23 protein-coding genes and 1 pseudogene are annotated in these 24,249 nt (G+C 71.9%); 16 read left to right on the forward strand and 8 right to left on the reverse strand.

Annotated features, from left to right (window positions below; genetic code table 11):
• Positions 1–72: 72 nt before the first annotated feature.
• Positions 73–1,350, reverse strand: a complete 1,278-nt coding sequence (locus PCA76_RS16100; protein WP_272619071.1) for an MFS transporter — start codon at positions 1,348–1,350, stop codon at positions 73–75.
• 80 nt (positions 1,351–1,430) lie between these two features.
• Here PCA76_RS16100 and PCA76_RS16105 point away from each other — a divergent pair, with 80 nt between their 5' ends.
• Positions 1,431–2,318, forward strand: coding sequence for a winged helix-turn-helix transcriptional regulator (locus tag PCA76_RS16105; protein WP_272619423.1), 888 nt, complete (start codon positions 1,431–1,433; stop codon positions 2,316–2,318).
• Positions 2,319–2,358: 40 nt separating this feature from the next.
• On the opposite strand, the gene PCA76_RS16110 is transcribed toward PCA76_RS16105, so the two are convergent.
• The 3 genes from PCA76_RS16110 to PCA76_RS16120 all read right to left on the reverse strand — a co-directional run bounded on the left by PCA76_RS16110 (position 2,359) and on the right by PCA76_RS16120 (position 5,028).
• Positions 2,359–2,841: a hypothetical protein gene (locus PCA76_RS16110; protein ID WP_272619073.1), complete on the reverse strand. Its 483-nt coding sequence runs from the start codon at positions 2,839–2,841 to the stop codon at positions 2,359–2,361.
• 188 nt (positions 2,842–3,029) lie between these two features.
• Entirely contained in the window at positions 3,030–3,602 is a 573-nt protein-coding gene (locus PCA76_RS16115; RefSeq protein ID WP_272619075.1) for an FAD-dependent oxidoreductase, read from the reverse strand.
• Positions 3,603–3,657: 55 nt separating this feature from the next.
• Positions 3,658–5,028, reverse strand: a complete 1,371-nt coding sequence (locus PCA76_RS16120; RefSeq protein ID WP_272619077.1) for a glycosyl hydrolase family 18 protein — start codon at positions 5,026–5,028, stop codon at positions 3,658–3,660.
• Positions 5,029–5,227: 199 nt separating this feature from the next.
• Here PCA76_RS16120 and PCA76_RS16125 point away from each other — a divergent pair, with 199 nt between their 5' ends.
• From PCA76_RS16125 to PCA76_RS16135, 3 genes are all read left to right on the forward strand, one after another.
• Positions 5,228–6,343 (forward strand): M24 family metallopeptidase, encoded by a 1,116-nt coding sequence (locus PCA76_RS16125; RefSeq protein ID WP_272619079.1) that lies wholly within the window; start codon positions 5,228–5,230, stop codon positions 6,341–6,343.
• A complete protein-coding gene (locus PCA76_RS16130; RefSeq protein WP_272619081.1) occupies positions 6,340–7,482 on the forward strand; it encodes an acyl-CoA dehydrogenase family protein in 1,143 nt (380 codons plus the stop codon). The genes PCA76_RS16125 and PCA76_RS16130 overlap by 4 nt, the downstream gene beginning before the upstream one ends.
• A gap of 108 nt (positions 7,483–7,590) precedes the next feature.
• Positions 7,591–8,097, forward strand: a complete 507-nt coding sequence (locus PCA76_RS16135; RefSeq protein WP_272619083.1) for an Lrp/AsnC family transcriptional regulator — start codon at positions 7,591–7,593, stop codon at positions 8,095–8,097.
• Here the strand turns inward: PCA76_RS16135 and PCA76_RS16140 are convergent.
• Positions 8,027–8,638, reverse strand: a complete 612-nt coding sequence (locus PCA76_RS16140) for a histidine phosphatase family protein (protein ID WP_272619085.1) — start codon at positions 8,636–8,638, stop codon at positions 8,027–8,029. The two genes, PCA76_RS16135 and PCA76_RS16140, sit on opposite strands and share 71 nt — an antisense overlap.
• 175 nt (positions 8,639–8,813) lie before the next feature.
• On the opposite strand from PCA76_RS16140, the gene PCA76_RS16145 reads away from it, so the two are divergent.
• The 3 genes from PCA76_RS16145 (at position 8,814) to PCA76_RS16155 (ending at position 10,461) form a co-directional block, all read left to right on the forward strand.
• Positions 8,814–9,008 carry a CsbD family protein gene (locus PCA76_RS16145; protein ID WP_088989634.1) on the forward strand — a complete coding sequence of 65 codons (195 nt, stop codon included), beginning with the start codon at positions 8,814–8,816 and terminating at the stop codon, positions 9,006–9,008.
• A gap of 71 nt (positions 9,009–9,079) precedes the next feature.
• The gene (locus PCA76_RS16150) at positions 9,080–9,421 is read left to right on the forward strand and encodes a YnfA family protein (RefSeq protein WP_272619088.1); all 342 of its coding nucleotides are present in this window, start codon (positions 9,080–9,082) and stop codon (positions 9,419–9,421) included.
• A 380-nt stretch (positions 9,422–9,801) separates the two neighbouring features.
• Complete coding sequence (locus PCA76_RS16155; protein ID WP_272619091.1) at positions 9,802–10,461, forward strand: polysaccharide deacetylase family protein; 660 nt, start codon at positions 9,802–9,804, stop codon at positions 10,459–10,461.
• 59 nt (positions 10,462–10,520) lie between these two features.
• On the opposite strand, the gene PCA76_RS16160 is transcribed toward PCA76_RS16155, so the two are convergent.
• Complete coding sequence (locus PCA76_RS16160; protein ID WP_272619093.1) at positions 10,521–11,927, reverse strand: KamA family radical SAM protein; 1,407 nt, start codon at positions 11,925–11,927, stop codon at positions 10,521–10,523.
• Positions 11,928–12,080: 153 nt separating this feature from the next.
• Between PCA76_RS16160 and PCA76_RS16165 the strand changes: the two genes are divergently transcribed.
• The 9 genes and pseudogenes from PCA76_RS16165 to PCA76_RS16205 all read left to right on the forward strand — a co-directional run bounded on the left by PCA76_RS16165 (position 12,081) and on the right by PCA76_RS16205 (position 22,405).
• Positions 12,081–13,130, forward strand: coding sequence for a zinc-binding alcohol dehydrogenase (locus PCA76_RS16165; RefSeq protein ID WP_272619425.1), 1,050 nt, complete (start codon positions 12,081–12,083; stop codon positions 13,128–13,130).
• Positions 13,131–13,134: 4 nt separating this feature from the next.
• Complete coding sequence (locus PCA76_RS16170; RefSeq protein ID WP_272611256.1) at positions 13,135–14,700, forward strand: amidohydrolase; 1,566 nt, start codon at positions 13,135–13,137, stop codon at positions 14,698–14,700.
• 48 nt (positions 14,701–14,748) lie between these two features.
• A complete protein-coding gene (locus tag PCA76_RS16175) occupies positions 14,749–16,305 on the forward strand; it encodes a lysine 5,6-aminomutase subunit alpha (protein ID WP_272611257.1) in 1,557 nt (518 codons plus the stop codon).
• On the forward strand, positions 16,302–17,051 hold the full coding sequence (locus PCA76_RS16180; protein ID WP_272611258.1) for an OAM dimerization domain-containing protein: 750 nt from the start codon (positions 16,302–16,304) through the stop codon (positions 17,049–17,051). Before PCA76_RS16175 ends, PCA76_RS16180 begins: the two co-directional genes overlap by 4 nt.
• A complete protein-coding gene (locus PCA76_RS16185) occupies positions 17,048–17,455 on the forward strand; it encodes a hotdog domain-containing protein (RefSeq protein ID WP_272611259.1) in 408 nt (135 codons plus the stop codon). Before PCA76_RS16180 ends, PCA76_RS16185 begins: the two co-directional genes overlap by 4 nt.
• A gap of 41 nt (positions 17,456–17,496) precedes the next feature.
• Positions 17,497–18,834 carry a glutamate mutase L gene (locus PCA76_RS16190; protein ID WP_272611260.1) on the forward strand — a complete coding sequence of 446 codons (1,338 nt, stop codon included), beginning with the start codon at positions 17,497–17,499 and terminating at the stop codon, positions 18,832–18,834.
• A gap of 517 nt (positions 18,835–19,351) precedes the next feature.
• Positions 19,352–21,013: pseudogene (gene lnt, locus PCA76_RS16195) on the forward strand (apolipoprotein N-acyltransferase).
• The gene (locus tag PCA76_RS16200; protein ID WP_272611261.1) at positions 21,010–21,819 is read left to right on the forward strand and encodes a polyprenol monophosphomannose synthase; all 810 of its coding nucleotides are present in this window, start codon (positions 21,010–21,012) and stop codon (positions 21,817–21,819) included. Before lnt ends, PCA76_RS16200 begins: the two are co-directional and overlap by 4 nt.
• A gap of 67 nt (positions 21,820–21,886) precedes the next feature.
• Positions 21,887–22,405 (forward strand): FxsA family protein, encoded by a 519-nt coding sequence (locus tag PCA76_RS16205; protein ID WP_272611262.1) that lies wholly within the window; start codon positions 21,887–21,889, stop codon positions 22,403–22,405.
• A 90-nt stretch (positions 22,406–22,495) separates the two neighbouring features.
• On the opposite strand, the gene PCA76_RS16210 is transcribed toward PCA76_RS16205, so the two are convergent.
• Both PCA76_RS16210 and PCA76_RS16215 read right to left on the reverse strand, forming a co-directional pair.
• Complete coding sequence (locus tag PCA76_RS16210) at positions 22,496–22,837, reverse strand: RNA polymerase-binding protein RbpA (RefSeq protein ID WP_091636146.1); 342 nt, start codon at positions 22,835–22,837, stop codon at positions 22,496–22,498.
• A 238-nt stretch (positions 22,838–23,075) separates the two neighbouring features.
• A complete protein-coding gene (locus tag PCA76_RS16215; RefSeq protein ID WP_272611263.1) occupies positions 23,076–24,233 on the reverse strand; it encodes a hypothetical protein in 1,158 nt (385 codons plus the stop codon).
• Positions 24,234–24,249: the final 16 nt, after the last annotated feature.

Consider the following 24,249-nt stretch of genomic DNA (forward strand, 5'->3'; position numbering starts at 1 on the left):
GCGGGCGTTCCCGGATCCAGGCTATGACCCCCGGGTGCCCTCCGACCAGGAAAACCACCCTGCTAAGCGCGGTCAGCGACTGCCGACGGTGACGGTGGGCGCGGCGGGACGGGGGTCGTCGTCGTCCCGGTCGTGGTCGGTGAGGTCGCGCAGGTGCCGGACGGGGGAGAGCAGCAGCACCAGCGGCGCGCACACCAGGGTCGCCGCGAAGACGAACAGGGTGGCGCGGGCGCCGAGCGGGCCGGCCAGCGCTCCGGCGACCAGCCCACCGACCGGGATCGCGCCCCAGGACACGAACCGCACGGTGGCCATCACCCGGGAGAGCAGGTCGGGCGGGCTGGCGATCTGCCGGTAGGTCCGGGTGGTCACGCTGAGCACCACCGTCCCGAGGGAGAAGACGACGCTGCCGGTGGCGAAGGCGGCGTACGCCAGCCAGCCGGTGCCCCCGGGGATCAGGAACGCACCGGCGACCGTGGTGAACCCGGCGGCGATCAGCGCGCGGGCGGTGCCGATCCGCGTGGTGATCCGTGTGGTGAGCGCCGCCCCGACCAGCGCGCCGACCCCCTCGACGGCGAGCAGCACCCCAACCAGGCCGGCTGGGGCGTGCAGTTCGCGGACCAGGTAGAGCGGGAAGAGCGCGAACTGTGCGCCACAGACGAAGTTCATGGCCGTCGCGGCCCACATGCTCGGTCCCATCACCGGGTGGTGCACGACGAAGCGCCAGCCCTCGCGGATCAGATCGCCGATCGGGGGCCAGCGGTCCGGCGCGTCGACGCGGCTGGCGGGCAGGGTGCGCAGCAGTGCCGCCGAGACGAGGTAGCTCGCCGAGTCGACGAGGAGTGTCGGCACCGCGCCGAGTGCCTGCACGGCGAGCCCGCCGAGGGAGGGGCCGCTGAGCAGGGTCGCGGCGTGGGTGGCCGAGGTGAGGCTGTTGCGTGACTGCAACTGCTCGCGTTCGACGATGCTGGGCAGGAAGGTCGAGTTGGCCACGTCGAAGAGCACGTTGGCGAAGCTGACGACGAGGGCGGTGACCACCAGATGGGTGACGGTGAGGTGGTCCCACCACCAGGCCAGCGGGATGGACGCGACGGCGACCGCGCGGGCCAGGTCGGCGCCCACCTGGGTGCCGCGCAGCGGCAGGCGTTGCACGATCACGCCGGCGGGCAGCCCGATCACGATCCAGGCGACGTAGCTGGCCGCGGCGATCACGCCCATCTGGAACGCGGAGGCGTCGAGGACGGTGAGCGCGGTCAGCGGCAGGGCCACCGCGCCGACCGCCGACCCGACCATGCTGGTCGTGCCGGCGGTCCACCAGCGCCAGAACACTCCGGCCCGCTCGTCGACGTGCATGTCGCCGGCCCCCGTTCGTCGAGCTGGTGCGTTCCAATCTGGAACGGACTATAGTCGTGCGGGAACGGACGGAGGAAGTGGTGCGGCGAGAGGATCTTGCCGATGCGGACTGCGGCATCGCGCAGGCGCTCGGCGTGCTGGGGGACTGGTGGACGTTCCTCATCGTGCGCGACGTCGCCGGTGGGACGACCCGTTTCGACGCCCTCCAGCGTGAGCTGGGTGTCAGCCGGCGGGCGCTCACCGAACGTCTCGCCGCCCTGGTCGAGCACGGTGTGCTGGAGCGCAGGCCGTACTCCCGCCACCCACCGCGGTACGACTACCTCCTCACCGGAAAGGGCGAAGGGCTGTTGCCGGTGTTGATCGCACTACAGGACTGGGGGACGAGGCACCTGATGGGTGACGGTGAGATGACCGCGACGGCCGACGCCGGCTCGGCCGAGGCGCGCCGGGCGCACGACCTGATCGGGCGGCGGTTGCCCGAGGTCGTCCTGCCCGGTCCCGACGGGCAACCGGTCCCGTTGGCCACGACGGACGCGTGGAGCGTCCTCTACTTCTTCCCCGGGGCGTACGCGCCGGGAACGCACGGCTATCCGCCGGGCTGGGCGGAGATCCCCGGTGCCCGGGGTTGCACCCTGGAGTCGACCACCTACGCGAAGCGTCATCCCGACTTTCAGGCCGCCGGGGTGCGGGTGTACGGGATCAGCACCCAGCGGCCCGATCAGCTCGCCGACTTCGCCGCGTACGCCGAGTTGCCGTTCCCGCTGCTGTCCGATCAGGACGGCCGGCTGGCCGCGGGGCTGCTGCTGCCCGTCTTCCGCGCCGGCGGGGTGACCCGGTTCAAGCGGCTGACGTTGCTGGTCGAGCCAGCGGCAGTGGTGCGAGCCGTGCAGTTCCCGGTCACCGATCCCGCCGGCTCGGTGGAGGAGATGCTCACCCTGGCCCGCGAGCACGCAAGGACCCCCGGCTGACGCTGGGCGCCAACCGGGGACCTTGGGACGCGCCGTCAGGTCAGCTTTGCCGCCAGGCTCGGAACGTCTGCTGAATCCGCCACATGCCGTCGGGCTGTTGTGCCTCGTTGCGCCAGCGGAACTCGTCGCGCTCGATGTCGGAGAAGGTCCAGCGCAGATCGCCGCCATCGAGCACGATCTGATCGCCGACGCGAGATGCCAGGAAGGTGTGTGTCCGACGTCGGCCCGGTCCCACCCATGTCGATCGCCATACCCCCGCCCCGGCCGCTGGATCGGGGAATCGGATGCTGACACCGTGTTCGACGTCGGGCAGGATCCACACATCGGTGGTTGCCCGCCCGCCCAACGCGTACCCGAAGTGCCACTCGCCTCGGCGAACAGTCGAGGATCCGTCGGGGTCGTACTCGGTGCAGTCCAGCGCCCAGGATCCCGCGAACTGTCCGAACAGGCTGAGGTCGACGCCATCGGCGGGCTCGTCCGCGAGGAAGGCTGCAGCAACGGCATCGGACGAATTGATCACCATGCCAGAACGTTAACTGGGGCCGGCAATGTGGCCGGCTCTCCTACCGCCGGCCCAGTAGCCCGGCCCCGTCCCTGGTCTCGACAAAGGCCTGTCCTGGTGCGACGTCTACGGCGTCCCAGACATGGCGCGAGCTGGGCACCATCAATCGGGCCGTCGGCTGGCCGTTGCGGGCGTCCAGCACCGTGATGTCAGGATGACTGGACTTGGTCGAAGAGGGCGAGGGCTTCGGCGGGGTCTGGGCTCACAAGGCGTTCCAGACCAGCCGCCGTGATCTTCGCCCACCTGCCGGCCCGTGCCCACATCTGTTCCTCGAAGGCGCGGACGGCCTTGTCCAGATCTGCAGAGCTGGCGGCGATGGACTCGGCCAGTTCGGCGCCTTCCAGCATCGCGAGGTTCGCTCCCGCCCCCAGTGGGGGCATCAGATGGGCGGCGTCGCCCAGTAGCGTCACCCCGACGACGTGGGTCCAGGTGTGCGCTACGGGCAGGACGTAGAGAGGGCGGTGGACGAACGCGGTGCCACGGCGGAGGAGGTCGAGGACGGGCGGGGCCCAGCCGGGAAACAGAGCCAGAAGGCTCGATCGCACGGCCTCGAGGTCGGCCAGGTCTAGATTCGTGTGCCAGTCCAGCGGCGCGCGGAACCTGGCGTACACCTTGACGTGGCCGCCGCTGTTGCGCTGGGCGACGAGAGATCGGTTCACGCCGTACACAGCCACCGAACCGTCACCGATCAACCGGGCGAGGTCAGGGTGGCCCGCGAGCACGCGAAGATCCCCGGCTGACGCTGGGTGCCGGCCGGGGACCTTGCGGGTCGCGCCGTCAGGCCGGAAGCGTCCAGCGCTGGTTGGCACCGGCGAAGCAGTCCCAGATCTGTAGGCGGGTGCCGTCGGCGGAGCTGTTGTCACTGGCGTCCAGGCACTTGTTCGACTGCGGGTTGCGCAGCGTGCCGTTGGACTGCGCCTGCCAGACCTGCGCGCCGCTGCCGTTGCAGTCCCAGAGCTGGACCTTCGCGCCGTTGGCGGTGGAGCCGCTGGCGATGTCGGCGCACTTGCCGAGGGCGCGCAGCGTGCTGTCGCTGGCCACGGTCCAGGTCTGGGCGGTGGTGCCGTTGCAGCCCCAGAGCTGGATGGCGGTGCCGTTGGCGGTGCTCGCCGAGGCCACGTCGACGCACTTGCCGGCGATCCCGGTGATCCGTCCGGTACGGCCGGTCGGCGGTGGGGTGGTGCCGCCCATGATGGTGTCGTACATGGCGCTGACCAGCGAGGTCGAGCCGGTGGTGTCCTGCGACAGTTCCCAGTTCATCACGCCGCCGGCGTTGGCGAGCGCCCACTGCGTCTTACGCTTGACCGTCGGGATGCCGTTGTAGCACTGCTGCGCACCGCCGGCGGTGGTGCAGTCGCGGTTGGCGTTGGCCGGGTCCATCGCGACCAGCGCCGTGTAGGTGTAGTAGCCGGGGCGGCTGTAGAACGGGATGCCGAGCACGGCCTTGCTGGCCGGTAGGCCGCGGTTCTTCCACAGGTTGATGCTGTTGATCGACCAGTCGTAGTTGGCGTGCGGGCTGCCACCGTCGTACGCCATGATGTTGAGCCAGTCGACCTGGCTGAACACGGCCGTCTGTACGCCCTGGACGCTGCCGCCCTCGGAGACCACGGCAGCGGTGAGCAGCTTGCCGCGACTGTGCATCGCACTGCTGAGCTGCGTCATGAGCTGGGTGTAGTTGTTGGCCGAGGTGCCGGGGTCGGGGTATTCCCAGTCCATGTCGACGCCGTCCAGGTTGTACTGGTTGACGAAGTTGACCAGGTTGTTGACGAAGGTGGTCCGGCTGCCGGAGTTGCCCGCGAGGGCCTCGAAGGCCGAGTCGTTGCCGTCGTTCCAGCCGCCGACGGCGATCGACACCTTGACGTTGTTGGCGTGCGCGAGGGAGACCAGCGAGGAGAGCTTGCCCGGGTTCTCCACCGCGCGCAGGCTGCCGTCGTTGTTGGGCAACACGAAGGCGTAGTTGATGTGGGTGAGCTTGTTGTACTGGATGGTGGTGACGTCGCCCGCCCAGGAGGGCATGTAGCCGACGCTCTTGAAGTTGTTCGGCAGCACCACGGCCTGCGCGGCGGTGGAGGTGACGGTGAGGGTGGCGCCGGCTGTGGCCAGCGCGAGCAGGCCGGCGGCGAGGGCGCGGCGCAGTGGTGAGGACATCGGGGGCCTTCCCGTGGGCGGGGGACGACACCCGCCCGCGCAGGTTGTCACGGGCGGGAGGTGCGAACGCAGGGACGGGTGGGCCTCGAGGCAGCCAAATCTTAAAGAGTGTTAACTGTCCGCGTCAATCAACAACTATGGATTTCCCGGCCGCCGGTGCCGATATGGGGTTTGCCCAAACGACCGTTAAGCTGGCGGTGTGGGAATCGACGAGCTGTATCCGCCGGATCGGTTGATCGCCGCGCAGCGCGCCACCGCCGCCGCCGGCCTGGACGCCCTGCTGCTCACCCCCGGCTCCGACCTGCGTTACCTGACCGGGTACGACGCCCACGCAGGGGAGCGGCTGACCTGCCTGGTGCTACCCGCCGAGGGCGAGCCGACCCTCATCGTGCCCAGGCTCGAACGCCCGGCAGCGGAGGCGTCCCCAGCACCGGCCACCGGGGTACGCATCGTCGACCACGTCGACGGCGCCGACCCGTACCCCCTGGTCGTCGCCGCCCTCGACGGCCCGGTCACGGCGGTCGGGCTGGCCGACCGGATGTGGGCCGAGCAGGTCCTCGCGCTGCGCGCTGCGCTCCCCGGCGCCGCGCAACGGCTCGCCGGGGAGGTGCTGCGTGAGCTGCGCATCCGCAAGTCCCCGGCGGAGGTCGCTGCGCTCGCCGAGGCCGGCGCGGCGATCGACGAGGTGCACCTGCGGATGGGCGAGTGGCTGCGCCCCGGGCGCACCGAGGTCGAGGTGGCCAGCGACATCGCCGCGGCGATCCGGGCCGCCGGGCACGTCACCGTCGACTTCGTCATCGTGGCGGCCGGGCCGAACGGGGCCAGCCCACACCACGGCACCTCGGACCGACCGATCGGTGCCGGCGAGCCGGTGGTGGTCGACATCGGCGGCACGATGGCCTCGGGCTACCGCTCGGACTGCACCCGCACGTACGTGGCGGGCGGGTCCGCGCCGGCCGACTTCCTGGACTACTACGCGGTGCTGCGCGACGCCCAACGCGCCGCGGTCGCGGCGGCGCGACCCGGGGTCACCGGCGCGGCGGCCGACGCCGCGGCCCGGGAGCCGATCACCGCCGCCGGCTACGGCCCCGCGTTCCTGCACCGCACCGGCCACGGCATCGGTCTCGACGGTCACGAGGAGCCCTACCTGGTGGCCGGCAACGACCGGCCGTTGGAAGCCGGGATGGCGTTCTCCATCGAACCGGGCATCTATCTGGCGGGCCAGCACGGCGCCCGCATCGAGGACATCGTCGTCTGCACCACGGACGGCGTGCAGCGGCTCAACACCACCCCCACGGAGCTCATCGCACTATGACTGTCGACCGGATCCTCCCCACCGACGAGGCCCACGACCTGCTGGGTCTCGCCACCGAGCTCGCCGACCGCGAGCTCGCGCCGAAGGCCGCCGCCTTCGAGGAGCGCGCCGAGTTCCCCCGCGAGGTGCTCCGTACCCTCGGCCGGGCCGGCCTGCTCGGCCTGCCCTACCCCGAGGAGCACGGCGGTGCGAACCAGCCGTACGAGGTGTACCTGCAGGTGCTGGAGATCCTGGCCAGCCGCTGGCTCGCGGTTGCCGAGGCGGTCAGCGTGCACACGCTGTCCTGCTACCCGGTGGCCGCGTTCGGCAGCGACAAGCAGCGCAAGCTGCTGCCGGACATGCTCGGCGGCGAGTTGCTGGGCGCATACTGCCTCTCCGAGCCGCAGGGCGGCTCCGACGCGGCGGCGCTGAGCACCCGGGCGGTTCGGGACGGCGACGCGTACCTGGTCTCCGGCACCAAGGCGTGGATCACCCACGCCCGGACCGCCGACTTCTACAACGTGTTCTGCCGCACCGGGGGCCCCGGGCCGAAGGGGATCTCCTGTCTGCTCGCCGACTCGGGCACGGCCGGCATCACACCGCAGGCGGCCGAGCGGACGATGGGGCTGCGCGCCTCCCCGGTGGCGCAGATCGCGTTCGACGAGGCCCGGGTGCCGGCGGACCGCCTCATCGGCGGCGAGGGGGTGGGCTTCACCATCGCGATGTCCGCGCTGGACTCCGGCCGGTTGGGCATCGCGGCCTGCGCGGTCGGGTTGGCCCAGGCGGCCCTCGACTACGCGGTCTCCTACGCCCGGGAACGCCAGCAGTTCGGTCGGTCCATCATCGACTTCCAGGGGCTCGGCTTCATGCTCGCCGACGCGGCCACCCAGATCTCCGCCGCCCGCGCCCTGACCCTCTCGGCGGCCCGGTTGCGCGACGCCGGCCGCCCGTACGCGATCGAGGCGGCCAAGGCGAAGCTCTTCGCCACCGACATGGCGATGCGGGTGACCACCGACGCGGTGCAGGTGCTCGGCGGCGCCGGTTACGTGGCCGACCACCCGGTGGAGCGGTACATGCGCGAGGCCAAGGTGTTGCAGATCGTGGAGGGCACCAACCAGATCCAGCGGATGGTGATTTCCCGGGCGCTGGCGAAGAGCTGACGACACTGCGTGGTGGCGCGGCTGCGGTGGGTCCACCGCAGCCGCCGGCCGCGCGGTGCGGCGGGAGCTTCGTCGCCGTCGGGCGGTTTTCCCGGTAGGTTGCACGCCGTGGAGGAGATCGACCGCGCTATCGTCGCCGCGCTGACCGCCGACGGCCGTCTGTCGTACACCGACCTGGCCGAGAAGGTGGGGTTGTCGGTGTCCGCGGTGCACCAGCGGGTGCGCCGGCTGGAGCAGCGCGGGGTGGTCAAGGGTTACGCTGCCCGGGTCTCGTTCGAGGCGCTGGACCTGCCGCTGACCGCGTTCGTGGCGATCCGCCCGTTCGACCCGTCGCAGCCGGACGACGCGCCGGAGCGACTGGCCCACCTGCCTGAGATCGACTCCTGCTACTCGGTGGCGGGGGAGGACTTCTACATGTTGTTGGTACGGGTGGCCGGCCCGACCGACCTGGAGCGGGTGTTGCAGGAGATCCGCACATCGGCGAACGTCACGACCCGGACCACCGTGGTGCTGTCCACCCCGTACGAGAACCGGCCGCCGAAGATCAGTGCTGCGGCACCGAGTCGGTCGCGGTCCCGGGTGCCGGAGGAGCCGGCTGGTTCCACCGCAGGATGACCTGCCGGCCGTGCTCGTGACCGAGCGCGCTGACCGTGGCGGTGTCCAGGCGTAGGCGTCCGCCGGCGGACGGGGGCAGACCGATCCAGCGAGCACCGAGCACCCGCAGGCTGTGGGCGTGACCGACCAGCGCGACGGTGCCACGGTCCAGCAGCGGGGTGACGCGGGCCAGCACCCGGTCGAGCCGTTCGCCCACCTGCGCGGGTGACTCCCCGCCGGGGCAGCCGTCGGTCCAGATGTTCCAGTGCGGCTGGTCCTCGTGGATGTCGACGGTGGTGCGGCCCTCGTACTCGCCGTAGTTCCACTCGCTGAGGTCCTCGTCGACGGCGTCGACGGTGAGCCCGGCCAGCTGCGCGGTGCGCAGCGCCCGGGCGCGGGGGCTGGCCAGGACGGTCGTGAAGCGCCGTCCGGCCAGGAACGCGGCGAGGGTGCGGGCCTGTCGCTCGCCGTCAGGGGTCAGCTCCAGATCGGTGTACGAGGTGTGCCGCCGGGTGGCGCTCCAGGTGGTCTCGCCGTGCCGGATCAGCAGGAGCTCTCCCATGCGGTCAGTTAACCACCGAGGCCGGGTCGGCATGCGGTGGGCACGGACAGCACCGTCATCCCTCTCAACCTATCTTCCTAGGATGCCTTAGCGGGTGTGCCGACCGGCACCACCGGTTTCGGCACCCGGAGACCGGGCAAGCGAGCCAGGACAACCGCCAGACCGAGGAGGCGCGATGAGCTTCACCGAGAAGGCAAAGAACAAGGTTGAGCAGATGGCCGGCGCCGCGAGGGAGCGCGTCGGCGACATGACCGACAACGAGCGGATGCGTGGCGAGGGCGCCAGCCAGCAGAGCGACGCGCGCGCCAAGCAGGCCGGTCAGAACGTCAAGGACGCCGGCCGCAACGTGAAGGACTCCTTCACGAAGTGACCTGAGCGGTCCACGGGTCCCCGGGCGAAGACGCCCGGGGACCCGCTGTGTGTGACGGCTAGTCTCGCCGGGTGACCGTGCTCCGTTCGCTGGTGTTGTTCGCGTTGGCCGCGCTGGCCGAGATCGGTGGTGCCTGGCTGATCTGGCAGGGCTGGCGGGAGCATCGTGGCCTGTGGTGGATCGCCGCCGGGGTGGTCGCGCTGGGCTGTTACGGGTTCGTGGCGACGTTCCAGCCGGACGCGAACTTCGGCCGGATCCTGGCCGCGTACGGCGGGGTGTTCGTGGCCGGGTCGTTGGGTTGGGCGATGGTGGTGGACGGCTTCCGCCCGGATCGGTGGGACCTGACCGGCGCGGCACTCTGCCTGCTCGGCGTCGCGGTCATCATGTACGCCCCGCGCGGCGGCCCCGCGTAACCCCGTCCCTGCTCCGCGATCTTGCACTTGCTGTCCCGACACAAGGGGCATCCCACCCATGTCGACGACCGGAACTGCAAGATCGCCGCGGCGGGCTCACGGGGCAGTGAGGCGTTTTCGCGTCTGCGATGATCTGCGGCGTGATCCGACCTCGGCTTCGCCCGTTGTGGTGTGGCGCACTGGTTGCGGCGGCCGTTGTCGGCAGTGTCGCGTGCTCGGCATCCCGGGTGCCACCGCCGGACCGGCCGGTCTTCGTCGGCTCGTCCGCCTCTTCGGCCGTGCCGTCAGCCAGCGCATCGCAGGCAGTTCCGACGCCAACGGCTCCCGCCACCCCGCAGGCTGTTCCGGGGGCGACGCGGGTGGGGACCAGGGCGCCGGTGGTGGATCACGGTCCGCGTACCGGTGCCAAGGTCGCGTTGACCTTCGACGCGGACATGACCGACGGAATGCTGGCCAGCCTGCGTGCCGGCCGGGTGAAGTCGTACGCGAACCTGCACATCCTCGACCTGCTGGAGCGGGAGCAGGCGCCGGCGACGTTCTTCCTGACCGGCAAGTGGGTGCAGCGGTATCCGGACGTGACCCGGCGGATCGCCGACAACCCGCGCTTCGAGTTGGCCAACCACACCTACGGGCACGCGGCGTTCACCGCTGACTGTTACGACCTGCCCCGGCTGCCGGTCGACGAGCTGGCCGGCGATGTGGCGAAGACGTTCGAGGTGATCGAGCCGTACGGGGGTCGGCAGACCAGGTACTTCCGGTTTCCGGGGTTGTGCCACGACGCGGCGGCGCTGGACGCGTTGGCGCCGCTGGGTGTGACGGTGGTCGACGGGGACGTGGTCAGCGGCGATCCGTTCGCGACCGCGTGGAAGCCGTTGGTGCGGGCGGTGCTGGACCACGTCCGCCCGGGGTCTGTGGTGATCATGCATCTGACCGAGGCGAACGCGACGATGACCGATGAGGCGTTGCCGCACATCCTGAGCGGGCTGCGCGAGCGGGGGCTGGTGCCGGCGGCGTTGTCCGAGGTGTTGGCGGGCGCCTGACCTGGAGTCGACGACACCCCCGGGTCCATTGGTCCCGAGGGTGTCGTGGGTGTGTCGGGTCAGTCGTCGCGGTGGTCGGCCCACCACTGCTGGCCGCCCTCGGGCAGGGTGTCGATCGGGTCGTAGTAGGCGTAGCGCTTGTTGAGCGCCTCCAGGTCGGCGGACTCGATGGAGGTGCGGTAGTTCTTGGTCCAGTAGGAGATGCCGCGCTCACGGTCGTAGTCGGTGAGCATGTGCACCCAGCGCTTGCCGACGAACGGGACGTCGCAGACGATGCGGGGGGTGGCGTAGCCGGGGAGGTAGCCCATGATGTCGTGCTGGAGTTGCTGGGCGTGCCAGACCGGGACCCGCCAGTGTTCGGCGTTGGGGATCATGTCGCACATGTAGAAGTAGTACGGCAGGATCCCGGCTTCGCCCTGTAGCGCGAAGCAGAGGTCGAGCAGTTCGGGGGTGGTGGCGTTGACGCCGCGCATGAGGACGCCCTGGTTGCGGACGTCGCGGACGCCGACGTCGAGGGCGGTCTGGGCGGCCTTGGCGACCAGTGGGGTGAGCGACTGGGCGTGGTTGACGTGGGTGTGGATGGCGAGGTTGACGCCGCGGCGGGCGGCGGTGCGGGCGACCCGCTCCAGGCCTTCGACGACGTCGGGCTGCAGCCAGTGTTGGGGGAGACCCATGAGGGCCTTGGTGGCGAGCCGGATGTCGCGGACCGTCTCCAGTTCCAGCAGCCGCATGAGGTACGACTCGAGGTTGCGCCAGGGGACGTTGGCCACGTCGCCGCCGGAGACGACGACGTCGCGTACGCCGGGGTGGGCCTTGAGGTAGCCGATGTGGGCGTCGTAGCGGTCGACGGGCTTGAGGGTGAGTTTGAGCTTGTCCACGGCGGGGGTGGAGTTGCCGACGAGGTCCATGCGGGTGCAGTGCCCGCAGTACTGGGGGCAGGTGGAGAGCAGTTCGGCGAGGACCTTGGTGGGGTAGCGGTGGGTGAGCCCTTCGGCGACCCACATGTCGTGCTCGTGGAGGCTGTCGCGGCTGGCGTAGGGGTGTGACGCCCAGTCGGTGCGTCGGTCGGAGGCGACCGGGATCATGTAGCGGCGGATGGGGTCGGCGAGCAGCGCCTCGGTGGTGAGGGGCGCGAACGGCACCATCGTGTTGATCATTTGCGGCGGCACCAGCATCGACATGGTGGCCAGGGCCTTCTGGTCGGCCTCGATGTCGGCGTAGAAGGTCTCGTCGATGAGGTCGCCGAAGACGGCGCGGAGCTGCTTGGTGTTCTTGACGCAGTTGACGCGTTGCCACTGGGCGGATTCCCACTGGTCGCGGGTGATGTGGCGCCAGCCGGGGAAGCGGGTCCAGTCGGGTTCGACCAGGGGGCGGCGGTGGTATTCGTAGGGCTGCCCGGCGGTCGGTACGGCGACCGGGGCGTGACGGGGTTGAGGGATGGTCTCAACCGGTTGGGTCTGGGTCACGGCCCCTCCTCGGTGTTGTGGCTGATCATCGAAGCCCGAAGGCTACTGGAAAATATTCGGTACAGAAACTAGTCTGCCGTAAGTTTTCCCGTTACGCGAGCCTTGACCGGGGCTTCGAGCGGCTGGACAGGGGAGGTCGGCGTGACGTCACCGGTGGGACTGCACCGCGTCGTACAACCGGCGGGGGTGCTGCCGCAGGCGGCTTGGCGCCTGGACGCGTCGGCGGCGATCGGGCCGAACGAGGTGCGGATCCGGGTGCAGCGGCTCAACCTGGACGCGGCGAGCTTCCGGCAGTTGTCGGAGAAGCACGGCGGGAACGGCGACGCGGTCCGTGCCGAGGTGCTGGAGATCATCTCTACGCGGGGGAAGATGCAGAACCCGGTGACCGGGTCCGGCGGGATGCTGATCGGCACGGTCGAGGAGGCCGGCCGGCGTTCCCCGCTCGGGTTCAGGCCGGGGGATCGGGTCGCCACCCTGGTGTCGTTGACGCTGACCCCGCTGGTGGTGACCGACGGGTTGGCCCGCTGGGACGGGCGCAGCGAGCAGGTGCCCTGTGACGGGTGGGCGATCCTGTTCGCCCGTTCCATCGCCGCGGTGTTGCCCGACGACGAGGACCCCCAGTTGTCCCTGGCGGTGCTGGACGTGTGCGGGGCGCCCGCGTTGACCGCGCGGGTGGTGTCGCGCTACGTCGAGGATCGTCGCCGGGCCGGTGATCCGACGCCGGTGCGGGTCGCGGTGATCGGCGGGGCGGGTAAGAGTGGGTCGTTGTCCCTCGCTGCGGCGCGGCGGGCGGGTGCCGCGCGTACCGTCGGGGTGGTGCCGGTGGCGGCGGAGCGCGATGCGCTGACGGCCGCCGGCCTGGCGTCGGTGGTGGCGTTGGCCGATGCCCGGGACCCGGTGGGGCTGTCCACGGCGGTGACCACCGCCCTGGGGGCTCCGGCGGACGTCACGGTGGTCTGCGTGGACGTGCCGGGGTGTGAGCATGGGGCGGTGTTGGCGACCGCGGACGGCGGCACAGTGATTTTCTTCTCGATGGCGACGAGCTTCTCCGCGGCGGCGTTGGGCGCGGAGGGGTTGGCCGCGGACGTGACGATGCTGGTGGGCAACGGGTACGTGCCGGGGCACGCGGAGTTGGCGTTGGGGCTGCTGCGCGCCGAGCCTGGGGTGCGTCAGCTGTTCGCGGCGCGAGTGGCGGCAGACTGAGGTCATGACGAACCCCTCGACGTTGTACCGCGGCGGCGTGCTGCACTGCCCCGCCGACCCGAGCGCCACCGCGCTTCTGGTGTCCGGTGGGCGGATCGCCTGGTTGGGGACCGACGGTGACGCGCCGCCGGCCGACCGGGTGGTGGACCTGGGTGGGGCGTTGGTGACGCCGGCGTTCGTCGACGCGCACGTGCACGCCACCGACACCGGGTTGGCGTTGTCCGGGCTGGATCTGTCCGGGGTGCGCTCGGCGGGGCAGTTGCTGGATGCGGTGGCCGGGTTCGCGGCGGGTCTGCCGGCGGACGCGGTGGTGCTGGGGCACGGTTGGGACGAGTCGGTCTGGTCGGATGCGTCGTTGCCGGACGGAGCGGCGTTGGATCGGGCGGCCGGTGGACGGCGGGTGTATCTGGCGCAGGCGTCGATTCATTCGGCGTTGGTGTCGTCGGCGCTGCTGGCGGCGTGTCCGCAGGTGGTGGAGGCGGCCGGGTACGACGCGTCGGGGTGGTTGCGGCGGGACGCGCACCATGTGGTGCGGGCCGCGGCGCAGGGGTCGGTGAGTCGGGCGCAGCGGGTCGCCGCGCAGCGGGTGGCCCTGTCGCACGCGGCGTCGCTGGGTATCGCGGCGGTGCACGAGTGCGGTGGCCCGGAGATTTCCGACGAGGAGGACTTCACCGGCCTGTTGGGCATCTCCGGTGCGGGGTTGCCCGAGGTGTACGGGTACTGGGGTGAGTGGGGTGGTGCGGCGCGGGCCCGGGAGTTGGGTGCCGTGGGCGCCGGTGGTGACCTGTTCGCCGACGGGGCGTTGGGTGCGCGCACGGCGCACGTGTCGCAGGCGTACGAAGACGGTGACGGCTGCGGGCACGGTTACCTGTCGGCGGAGCAGGTGCGTGATCACCTGCTGGACTGCGCGGCGCACGGCCTGCAGGGCGGGTTCCACGCGATCGGTGACGCGGCGGTCGGCACGGTGCTGGAAGGTTTCGCGGGGGCGGCGCGGACGGTGGGCGTGGAGCGGTTGCGGGCCGCGCGGCACCGCATCGAGCACGCGGAGATCATGACCAAGCGGTTGATCGCCGGGTTCGTGGAGTACGGGGTCGTGGCGAGCATGCAGCCGGCGTTCGACCGGTTGTGGGGTGGCGCGGGCCGGATGTACGAGGCGCGGTTGGGTCTGGACCGGTCGTTGGAGTCGAACCCGATGGGTGCGATGCACTCGGTGGGTGTGGCGTTGGCGTTCGGCTCGGATTCGCCGGTGACGCCGCTGGACCCGTGGGGGTCGGTGCGGGCGGCGGCGGCGCACCACAACCCGGCGCAGCGGATGAGTGTGCGGGCGGCGTTCGCCGCGCACACCCGTGGTGGGTGGCGGGCCGTGCACCTGGACGTCGAGGGGGTCCTCGCGTTGGGTGCGCCGGCGACGTTCGCGGTGTGGTCGACGCCGGCGGGGGTGGAGCGGGGCCTGCCGGTGCTGCTCGCCGAGGACCCGGAGTTGCGGGGTCCGCAGGACCCGACGCCGTTGCCGGTGTGCCGGAGCCTGGTGCTGCGCGGTGAGGTCATCTATGAGGAAGGGTCATCGTGAGCGAGCGACGCGAGCGAACCATCAGGCACAGGAACGAGTGGATGGTCGATGAGCAAGCTTGATCTTGATCCGGTGCTGGTGACGCGGGCGCGGGAGTTGGCGCGTCGTGCCGGGCAGCCGGTGGTGGACCTGGCGCGCAGCCACACGACGGTGTCGGTGGAGCGGGCGGTGCTGCGCCTCGCCGGCGTGACCGGCGCCGACCCGGACGGCATTCCGTGGGTGAACCGGCTCGTCGACGCGGTCGCCGCGGACGTCGGGCTGGGGCACGGGGTGGCGGTGCCGGTGTTCGACGCGCTGGTGCGGGAGGGCAGCACCGATGTGACGTTGTTGGCGCAGAAGGCGGCCGCCGGGTCGGTGCGGTTCACGCTGCCCACCGGCCGGGCGGCGACGGCCGCCCGGTCGGCGGCGCGTAAGGCGGTCGGTGCGGGCATCCGGCGTATCGACCGGCGGCGCGCGGAACGGGACCGCCTCGTCAAGCGCCACGGTGACCCGAAGCAGCGGCCGTGGATCTACCTGATCGTGGCGACGGGGGACATCTACGAGGACATCCCGCAGGCGCAGGCGGCGGCGCGGGCCGGCGCGGACGTCATCGCGGTGATCCGCTCCACCGGGCAGTCGTTGCTGGACTACGTGCCGGAGGGCGCGACCCGGGAGGGTTTCGCCGGCACGTACGCCACGCAGGAGAACTTCCGGTTGATGCGCGCGGCCCTGGACGAGTCGTCGAAGGAGGTGGGCCGCTACGTGCGGTTGACCAACTACGCGTCCGGGTTGTGCATGCCGGAGATGGCGACCCTGGCGGGTCTGGAACGCCTCGACATGATGTTGAACGACTCGATGTACGGGATCCTGTTCCGTGACATCAACCCGGTTCGTACGTTCGTCGACCAGCGGTTCTCCCGGCAGGTGCACGCCCGTGCCGGGATCATCATCAACACCGGTGAGGACAACTACCTGACCACCGCCGACGCGGTCGACGAGGCGCACACGGTGACGGTGTCGCAGCTGCTCAACGAGTTCTTCGCGCACGAGGCGGGGTTGGCGGACTGGCAGTTGGGGTTGGGGCACGCGTTCGAGATCAACCCGGAGGTGCCGGAGTCGTTCCGGTTGGAGTTGGCACATGCCCTGCTGGCCCGGGAGCTGTTCCCGGACGCCCCGCTGAAGTGGATGCCGCCGACGAAGCACATGACCGGCGACGTGTTCCGGGGCAACCTGCTCGACGGGTTCTTCAACCTGGCGGGCGCGCTCACCGGTCAGGGCATCCTGCTGGTGGGGATGATGACCGAGGCGGTGGTGACGCCGTGGTTGTCGGACCGGGACATCGCCCTGCAGAACGTGCGGTACGTGCTGGGCGCGGCCGGTGGGCTGCACGAGGACTTCGTGCCGGCGCCGGGCGGGTTCATCCGACGCCGGGCCAACCAGGTGCTCGGTGAGGCGCTGGACCTGCTGGAGCGCATCGGGGAGCAGACGTTGCTCACGGCGATCGCGGAGGGCACGTTCGGGATCATGAAGCGGCCCGCGGATCGGGGTAAGGGCCTCGCCGGGGTCGCGGCGCACGAGGCGGACTACTGCAACCCGGCCACCGAGATCCTGGAGGCGGCGGCGTGAGCAAGGCGATCGTGCGGCCGTACGGGGACACCACCGGCGACGGGATGGTGCAGGTGTCGTTCACCCTGCCGGTGACCCACGACAAGCGGGCCGAGGGCGCGGCGGTGCAGTTGGCCAACCGGATGGGCATCGACCCGGCGATGGTCGTGCACGCCAAGCCGATGGGTGACGGGTTCACCTTCTTCGTGGTCTACGGGCGGGTCAACCACCTGGTCGACCTGAACGCGGTGCAGGTGGTGGAACGGGACTTCGCGTTGTTGTCGGCGAAGGACGTCAACACGGTGATCAAGCAGCGGTTGCGGCGCAAGCTGTCCGTGGTCGGGGCGTGCATCGGCACCGACGCGCACACCGTGGGCATCGACGCGATCCTCAACGTCAAGGGCATCGCGGGGGAGAAGGGCCTGGAATATTACCGGGAGTTGAAGGTCATCAACATGGGTGCGCAGGTCAGCGTGCCGGAGTTGGTGGAGGCCGCCCGGGTGGAGAAGGCCGACGCGGTGCTCGTGTCGCAGGTGGTCACCCAACGCGACGCGCACCTGCACAACACGCGGGAGATGTCCGCGGCCTTCCGGGAGGCGATGCCGGCGGGGCGGCGGCCGCTGCTGATCGTCGGTGGTCCCCGGTTCGACGAGTCGATGACCGACGAGTTGGGTGTGGATCGGATCTTCGGTCGGGGCACCACACCCGGCGAGGTGGCCAGTTACCTCGTGCACGCCCTGATCACACAGCGAAAGGCGACGGCATGACCGACTCCAGGCTCGGGTTGACGGTGACGCACCGGCGGTACGTGCCGTACTCGCACGCCCACTATGCCGGCAACCTGGTCGACGGGGCGTACGCCCTCGCGTTGTTCGGGGACGTGGCGACCGAGGTGTGTATCCGCACCGACGGTGACGAGGGCCTGTTCGCCGGGTACGCCGACGTGCGGTTCCACGCGCCGATCCGCGCCGGTGACGTGGTGGAGGTGACCGCCCGGGTGTCCCGGGTGGGCACCCGCAGCCGCACCCTGGAGCTGAGCTGCGCGGTGGTGTGCCGGGGCCGACCGGACCGCTCCGAGTCCGCCGCCGAGGTCCTGGACCCGCCGATCGTGGTGGTCACCGCGACCGGCACCGTGGTCGTTCCCGCCGCCAGAGTGAGTCGCGAGGAGTGAGCCGGGGTTGCGAGCCCCGCAGTCGCGAACAGGGGAGGCCTGTGACCCTGGCGGTCTGCGCGGACGTCGGGTCCACGTACACCAAGGTGGCGGTGGTGGATCTGGCCGCGGGTGTGCTGGTGGGCGCGGCGGCGTCGCCCACCACGGTGGGCACCGACGTGCTGCACGGCCTGGACGCCGCGGTGGCGGCGGCCACCGCCGGGCTCGGTGTGCCCGACGCGCCGTGGTACGTGTGCTCGTCGGCCGGTGGTGGGCTGCGGCTGGCCGTGATCGGCTACGAGCCGCTGGTCACCGCGCAGGCGGGCCGGCGGGTCGGGTTGTCCGCCGGGGCGCACGTGGTGCACGTGGCGGCCGGTCGGCTCGGCGCGGCGGACCTGACGGCGTTGCGGGCGGCCCGACCGGACGTGGTGCTGCTGGTCGGCGGCACCGACGGCGGTGACGCCGAGACGATCACCCACAACGCGACCCGGCTGGCCCGTGCCCGTTGGCGGGTGCCGGTGGTGTTCGCCGGCAACGGCGACGTCCGCGAACAGCTGACCGGGCTGCTGGAGGCCGCCGGTGTGCCCGTGACGGGCGCGGAGAACGTCCTGCCGCGCATCGGGGTGCTCGCACCGGCGTCGGCGCGGGCGGCGATCCGTGCGGTGTTCCTGCGCCACGTCATCGGTGGGAAACGGCTGTCGAAGGGCACCCGGTTCGCGCGGCTGGTACGGGCGGCCACCCCCGACGCGGTGCTCACCGGCGTGGAGGTGCTCGCCGACACCATCGGCGGTGACCTCGCCGTGGTCGACGTGGGCGGGGCCACCACCGACGTGTATTCGGTGCTCACCCCCGACGAGCGGGCCACCGGGCCCGGTCGGGAGGTCGCCGGCAGCCTGTGGCGGGCCCGCACCGTCGAGGGCGACCTGGGCATGCGGTGGAGCGCCCCCGGGGTCGTACGCGCGGCCGTCGAAGAGCGGCTGCTCGCCGCGGGTGAGTCCGACGACCTGGCGGCCGCCGCGGCACGCCGGGCCGCCGACCCGGCGTTCCTGGCCGTCGACGACGTCGAGCGGGCCGTGGACCGGCGCATCGCCACCCTCGCGGCGACGGTGGCGTTGCGGCGGCACGCCCGGGGCGCCTCCACGGGCGAGCGGGCCGGGCGGGACCTGCGCGACGTGCGACTGATGGTGGGTTCCGGTGGGGTGCTGCGGCACGCGCCGCCGGACGCGTCCGGGCAGGTGCTGGCGGCGGTCCTCGCCGATCACGCCGGCGGTTGGGCGTTGCCACGCGCCGCCGCCGCGGTGGTCGACGCCGACTATGTGCTGGCCGCCGGGGGGTTGCTCGCCGAGGAGCATCGGGCGGCGGCCGGGGCGCTGCTGCGCCACCATCTCCGCGCGCATTGAGACTCGCCGACCCGACACGCCGTGTCGCAACACACGACAGGCCGGGGGTGGGTTGACAACCGACGGGGGTTGGCACGTACCGTCTTTGAGTCCTACCACGGGAAGCGGCTGTTGTTCGCTTCGTCCCTTCGTCCGCTGGCCGAGCGACATTTTCAGCGTCATCGTCGCGGCGGCCAGGTCCAGCGGGCGGGGGTCGGCGGGGCGGCGCGAACCGGCCGCGGTTACCGGTGTACGGGCAGGGTGAGGTGCACGGCCAGTAGACAACGGCCCGGCGGGGGCAGCCAGTCCGCGTCCGGTCGGTCCGAAGGTCGTCGTGCCCCATCCTCGCCTCACCGGCCGGGAAGGGCCTGGGAGCATCGGGGCGCGGCGAGAGCCGCGCCCCGATTTCATGTCCGCTGGGGGGTCTGTGCCCGGCGGCCCGATGCGGCCGGTGCGGCCGCCAGCCAGGTAACCTTCGCCCCGTGATCGAGGTGAAGCGGTGACGACCCTGGACCGGGATGAGACCCCCACTGCGGCGGTGCTGCCCCAGCCGGTCGTGACCGGCCGGCCGCTGCCGCTGAGGGTCGCCGTGCCCCTGGCCGTGGCCGCCGGGCTGGCGCTGCTGGTGGCGTTCCCCCCGTACGGGGTGTGGCCGCTCGCGCCGGTCGGGGTGGCGTTGCTGGCCGCCGCCGTGCACCGTCGGCGGTTGCGCGCCGGCGCCGGTCTGGGCTTCCTGACCGGGGTGGCGTTCTTCGCCCCGCTGCTGGCCTGGACGAACCTGCACACCGGTTACCTGCCGTGGGTGCTGCTGTCGCTGCTGCAGGCCGGTTACCTGGCGCTGCTGGGCGCGGCCACCGCCTGGGTGTCGCCGCTGGCCGACCGGAGCCGCTGGGCGTGGCCGGCGCTGACCGCGCTGCTGTGGGTGGGGCAGGAGGCGCTGCGTGACCGCACCCCGTTCGGCGGGTTCCCGTGGGGGCGGTTGGCGTTCAGCCAGGACACCTCACCGCTGCTGCGCCTGGCCTCGCTGGGTGGCGCGCCGCTGGTGACCTTCGCGGTGGCGCTGGTCGGCGGCCTGCTGGTCGCCGCCGTCTGGCGGGGCTGGGTCACCGCCCGCGAGACCCCCAGGACGACGCACGGCGCGCGGACGGCCCCGGGGTGGGAGCCAGTCGCGTCGGTGGGCTCCGGTGGCCGTACCGGCCGCTGTGGCGGTCGCGCTGACCGCCGCGTGCCTGCTCGTGCCGGTCGCCGCCGCCGGGTCCGGCGCCACGGTCACCGTGGCGATCGTGCAGGGCAACGTGCCGCGGCTGGGCCTGGACTTCAACGCCCAACGGCAGGCCGTGCTGAACAACCACGTCGACGCCACCATCGAGCTGGCCGCGCAGGTCGCCGCCGGCACCCAACGCCAACCCGACCTGGTGGTGTGGCCGGAGAACTCCAGCGACATCGACCCGCTGCGCAACCCCACCGCCGGGGCACGTATCTCCCAGGCCGCTGACACGATCCGCGCGCCGATCCTGGTCGGCGCGGTGCTGCTGGGCCCCGGCGTCGGGGAGGTCCGCAACGTGGGCATCCTGTGGCAGCCCGGCACCGGCCCTGACCTGGACCAGTTGTACGCGAAGCGCCACCCGGTGCCGTTCGCCGAGTACGTACCGCTGCGCAACGTGGCCCGCATGGTCAGCGACAAGGTCGACCTGATCCGGTCGGACTTCGTGGGCGGCAGCACCCCGGGCGTGGTACGCGCCGGTCCCGCCGTGCTCGGTGACGTGATCTGCTTCGAGGTCGCCTACGACGGGGTGGTCCGCGACACCGTCACCGGCGGCGCGCAGCTGCTGGTGGTGCAGACCAACAACGCCACCTTCGACGTGGCCGAGGCCCGCCAGCAGTTGGCCATGGTGCGGTTGCGGGCGGTGGAGCACGGTCGGCCGGCGTTGATGGCCTCCACGGTCGGGGTGTCCGGGTTCGTCGCACCCGATGGGCGGGTAAGCGATGCCACCGGGTTCAACACCCGGGAGGTCGTGGTGCGGCAGTTGCGGCTCGACGACGGACGTACCCTCGCCACCCGGCTCGGTTGGTGGCCGGAGGTGGCGCTCGCCGGGCTGGCCGCGGCGGCCCTGGTCGGCGCGGCGGTGCTGCGCCGACGGCAGCGGGTCATGCCCGGATAGCAACAGCCGGTACGCCGGCGGGAGCGGAGGAACCGTGATCCAGGCGACCGATACGATCCGACGTCCGGGTGAGGTACCCGGTGTGGGCCGGGTGCTGGTGGTGATCCCCACCTACAACGAGGCCGACAACATCGCCGCGATCGTGGGCCGGGTCCGGCGCGCCGCCCCGGCGGTGCAGATCCTCATCGCCGACGACAACAGCCCCGACGGCACCGGCGCGATCGCCGACGCGCTCGCCGACGGCGACGCGCACGTGCAGGTGCTGCACCGCCAGGGCAAAGAGGGCCTCGGCGCGGCGTACCTGGCCGGGTTCGGTTGGGCGCGGGAACGCGGCTACCAGGCGGTCGTGGAGATGGACGCCGACGGTTCCCACGCCCCGGAGGACCTGCCGGCGCTGCTGGACGCGGCCCGTGACGCCGACGTGGTGATCGGGTCGCGGTGGACCAGCGGCGCGCAGGTGCTCAACTGGCCGCTGCGGCGGTTGCTGCTGTCGCGCTGCGGCAACCTGTACGCGCGTCTCGCGCTGGGCATGCCGGTCTCGGATGCCACCGGCGGCTACCGGGTGTACCGGATCAGCGCGTTGGACGCCATCGACCTGGGGTCGGTGACCTCGCAGGGCTACTCGTTCCAGGTGGAGTTGTCCCGGCTGGCGCACCAGGCGGGGGTGCGGATCGTGGAGGTGCCGATCACCTTCGCCGAACGGGAACGCGGGGACAGCAAGATGAGCCCGCGGATCGTGGCCGAGGCGCTGTGGCGGATCACCGCCTGGGGTGTGCAGGACCGGCGGCAGGCGGTACGCCGCGGCCTGCACGGCACCGCCACCGGTCAGGCCCGGTGGCCGTGAGCGCGGCCGTGTCATGCTGGATGGACGCGACGCGTCCGTGGTGTCGCGGGAATGGCGATGAGGTGAGATGCGCCGAGGACTGAAGTTCGTACCGTTGGCCCTGTTGCTGGCGGTGGTGCTGGAGCTGGCGGTGTTCGTCGGTGTGGGGCGGGCGCTGGGGTTCGGGGCGGCGGTGTTGCTGGTGTTCGCCGCGTCCCTGCTGGGGCTGGTGCTGATGCGCCGCGAGGGAATGCGCGCCTGGCGCGGTTTCCGCTCCGCCGCCACCGCGGGGCAACCACCGGGTCGGCAGGTGACCGACGGGCTGGTGGGGTTGGCCGGGGCGATGTTGCTCGCGGTGCCCGGTCTGGTCAGCGGGCTGCTCGGGCTGCTGTTGCTGGTGCCGCCGGTGCGTCGGCTGGCCCGGGCCGGGGTGCAACGCGTCACCGAGCGGCGGGTGTCGTCGATGGTCGCCGGTGACCTGTTCGGGCCCCGCACCGTGCGGGTGCGCCAGGGCGCGCCGCAACCGACCCCGCAGCCGGAACAGCCGGTGGTGGTCGACGGCGGCCGGGCGATCGAGGGCGAGATCATCGAGCCCCGTCGCCACTGAGCCACACCGCTACTGCCAACCACTGAGCACAGATACGACGGCGCCCCCGGGGTTTTCCCCGGGGGCGCCGTGTTCGTGCGTTCGTGCGGCTCAGGCGCGGCCGCGGCGGGTCCGAACCTCTTGCAGCCGCTCAGCGAGGATGTCCTCGAGCTCGGCGATCGAGCGCCGCTCCAGCAACATGTCCCAGTGGGTACGCGGCGGCTTGGCCTTCTTCTGCTCCGGCTCGTTGCCGTCGACGAGTCGGGCGACGCTGCCGTCGAACTTGCATTCCCAGGTCATCGGGACCTCGGCGTCGACGGCGAACGGAACCTCGAACTGGTGGCCCTTGGCACAGAGGTACTCGCGGGTCTGACGCGGCGCGAGCTCCGTGTTGCGGTCGGATTCGTAGCTCACCGCGCCAAGGCGGCTTCCGCGCAGCATACGCTCGCCCATGATCGACTTCCCCTCGTTCGTGGTGCTGGTCTTCTGGGTGTAACGGTGCGTTCCCGTCAAGCCATTCCCGCCCGAGGGCGTGAGGCGTCCACGGGTGGGCCGAGACCAAGGGTAGCCGGCCGGGACGGTCACCCGGCCAGGTGATCCCCGGGCGGGTCGCAACGGCGATGTGTAACCGCTGCCACCGGGGATGTTAACCGCCCGAGCGCTGCGAAGGTTGCGCCGGCTCCCGCTCCGATCAACGGGCGGCGTCGTCGGGAGTGGCGGCACCCAGCCGCGCCAGGGCCAGCGCCAGGTCGCTGACCTGGTCACCGAGCTGCGCTACCCGCCGCTGGGCCAGGTCCCGGTCGGCTTCGGCGGCGTCGAGCCGTACCGTCAGGGCGGTGACACTGCCCTCGGCGGTGGCCGCGGCCTTCCGGGCCCCGGCCAGTTCGGTGGTGAGCGTGTCGCGGTGGGCGGCCGTGGCGGCCAGCTCCGCGCGCAGCCGCGCCGCCAGCTCCGCGGCCTCCTGCCGGGCGTCGTCGGCCTGGTGGGCGGCGACCTGCGCGCGGTCGCGGGCCCGGTCGGCCTGCTCCCGCGCACGGGCGGCGTCGGCGGCCTCGGCGCGAGCCCGCGCGGCGTCGGCGCGGGACTGCTCGATCTGCCGCCGCACGTCCTGCACCTCGTCCTGCCACCGCCCGGCCCGCTCGGTCGCCTCGGCGGCGGCCCGGGTGGCCCGCTCGGCGTCGGCGCGCGCCGCGTCACGCTCGACGGTCAGGTCGGCCACCCGCTGCCGCTCGGTGTCCCGCTCCGCCCGCAGGTCCCGTACCTCGACGCGGGCCTGGTCACGGTCGCGTTCGGCCTGGGTGCGCAGCGCCTCGGCGGCGCTGACGTCGTGCCGCGCCTGATCGCGGGCAACCTCGGCGCGCTGCGCCCGCTCGTCGGCCACGGTGGCCTGTCGCACGGCCTGCTCGGCGCGCTGCCGGGCGTCGTCGGCCTCAGCGAGGGCACCACGGGCCTGCTCACGGGCGCGCGCCGCGTCGGCCGCCGCGGTCTCGGCGTCGTCGCGGGCCTCGTCGCGTTCGGTCTGCGCCGCGGCGACCTCGGTGGCGGCCTCCGCGCGAACCTGGGCGAGTTGTCGCTGCACACCCACCGGCGACAACTCGGCGTGCAGTGACTCGGTCAACGTCTCGACGATCTGATCGAGCCGGTCCACCGCCTCCCAGGTGCGGGCCACCTGTCCGGGCAGACCGGGGGCGTTGCGGTGACGCATCCGGCTGTTGCGGGAGGCACGCTGGCAGGCGCCGTCGTTGTCCCGGCAGTAGCGGAACGGTCGGCCCGCGCCGACCCGCTGCGGCACTGGCTGTCCACAGTGGGCGCAGGGGCGGGTCTCGGTGGTGCTGGGCTGGGCGTCCATCGAGGGCGAAGTCTAG

The sequence above is a fragment of the Micromonospora sp. LH3U1 genome, assembly GCF_028475105.1.
Taxonomy (GTDB): domain Bacteria; phylum Actinomycetota; class Actinomycetes; order Mycobacteriales; family Micromonosporaceae; genus Micromonospora.

Bases quoted from the DNA above. Each gene is read 5' to 3' on its own strand.
- PCA76_RS16100 (WP_272619071.1), bottom strand. From the start codon at position 1,350: ATGCACGTCGACGAGCGGGCCGGAGTGTTCTGGCGCTGGTGGACCGCC.
- PCA76_RS16110 (WP_272619073.1), bottom strand. From the start codon at position 2,841: ATGGTGATCAATTCGTCCGATGCCGTTGCTGCAGCCTTCCTCGCGGAC.
- PCA76_RS16120 (WP_272619077.1), bottom strand. From the start codon at position 5,028: ATGTCCTCACCACTGCGCCGCGCCCTCGCCGCCGGCCTGCTCGCGCTG.
- PCA76_RS16130 (WP_272619081.1), top strand. From the start codon at position 6,340: ATGACTGTCGACCGGATCCTCCCCACCGACGAGGCCCACGACCTGCTG.
- PCA76_RS16140 (WP_272619085.1), bottom strand. From the start codon at position 8,638: ATGGGAGAGCTCCTGCTGATCCGGCACGGCGAGACCACCTGGAGCGCC.
- PCA76_RS16145 (WP_088989634.1), top strand. From the start codon at position 8,814: ATGAGCTTCACCGAGAAGGCAAAGAACAAGGTTGAGCAGATGGCCGGC.
- PCA76_RS16170 (WP_272611256.1), top strand. From the start codon at position 13,135: ATGACGAACCCCTCGACGTTGTACCGCGGCGGCGTGCTGCACTGCCCC.
- PCA76_RS16175 (WP_272611257.1), top strand. From the start codon at position 14,749: ATGAGCAAGCTTGATCTTGATCCGGTGCTGGTGACGCGGGCGCGGGAG.
- PCA76_RS16185 (WP_272611259.1), top strand. From the start codon at position 17,048: ATGACCGACTCCAGGCTCGGGTTGACGGTGACGCACCGGCGGTACGTG.
- PCA76_RS16205 (WP_272611262.1), top strand. From the start codon at position 21,887: ATGCGCCGAGGACTGAAGTTCGTACCGTTGGCCCTGTTGCTGGCGGTG.
- PCA76_RS16210 (WP_091636146.1), bottom strand. From the start codon at position 22,837: ATGGGCGAGCGTATGCTGCGCGGAAGCCGCCTTGGCGCGGTGAGCTAC.
- PCA76_RS16215 (WP_272611263.1), bottom strand. From the start codon at position 24,233: ATGGACGCCCAGCCCAGCACCACCGAGACCCGCCCCTGCGCCCACTGT.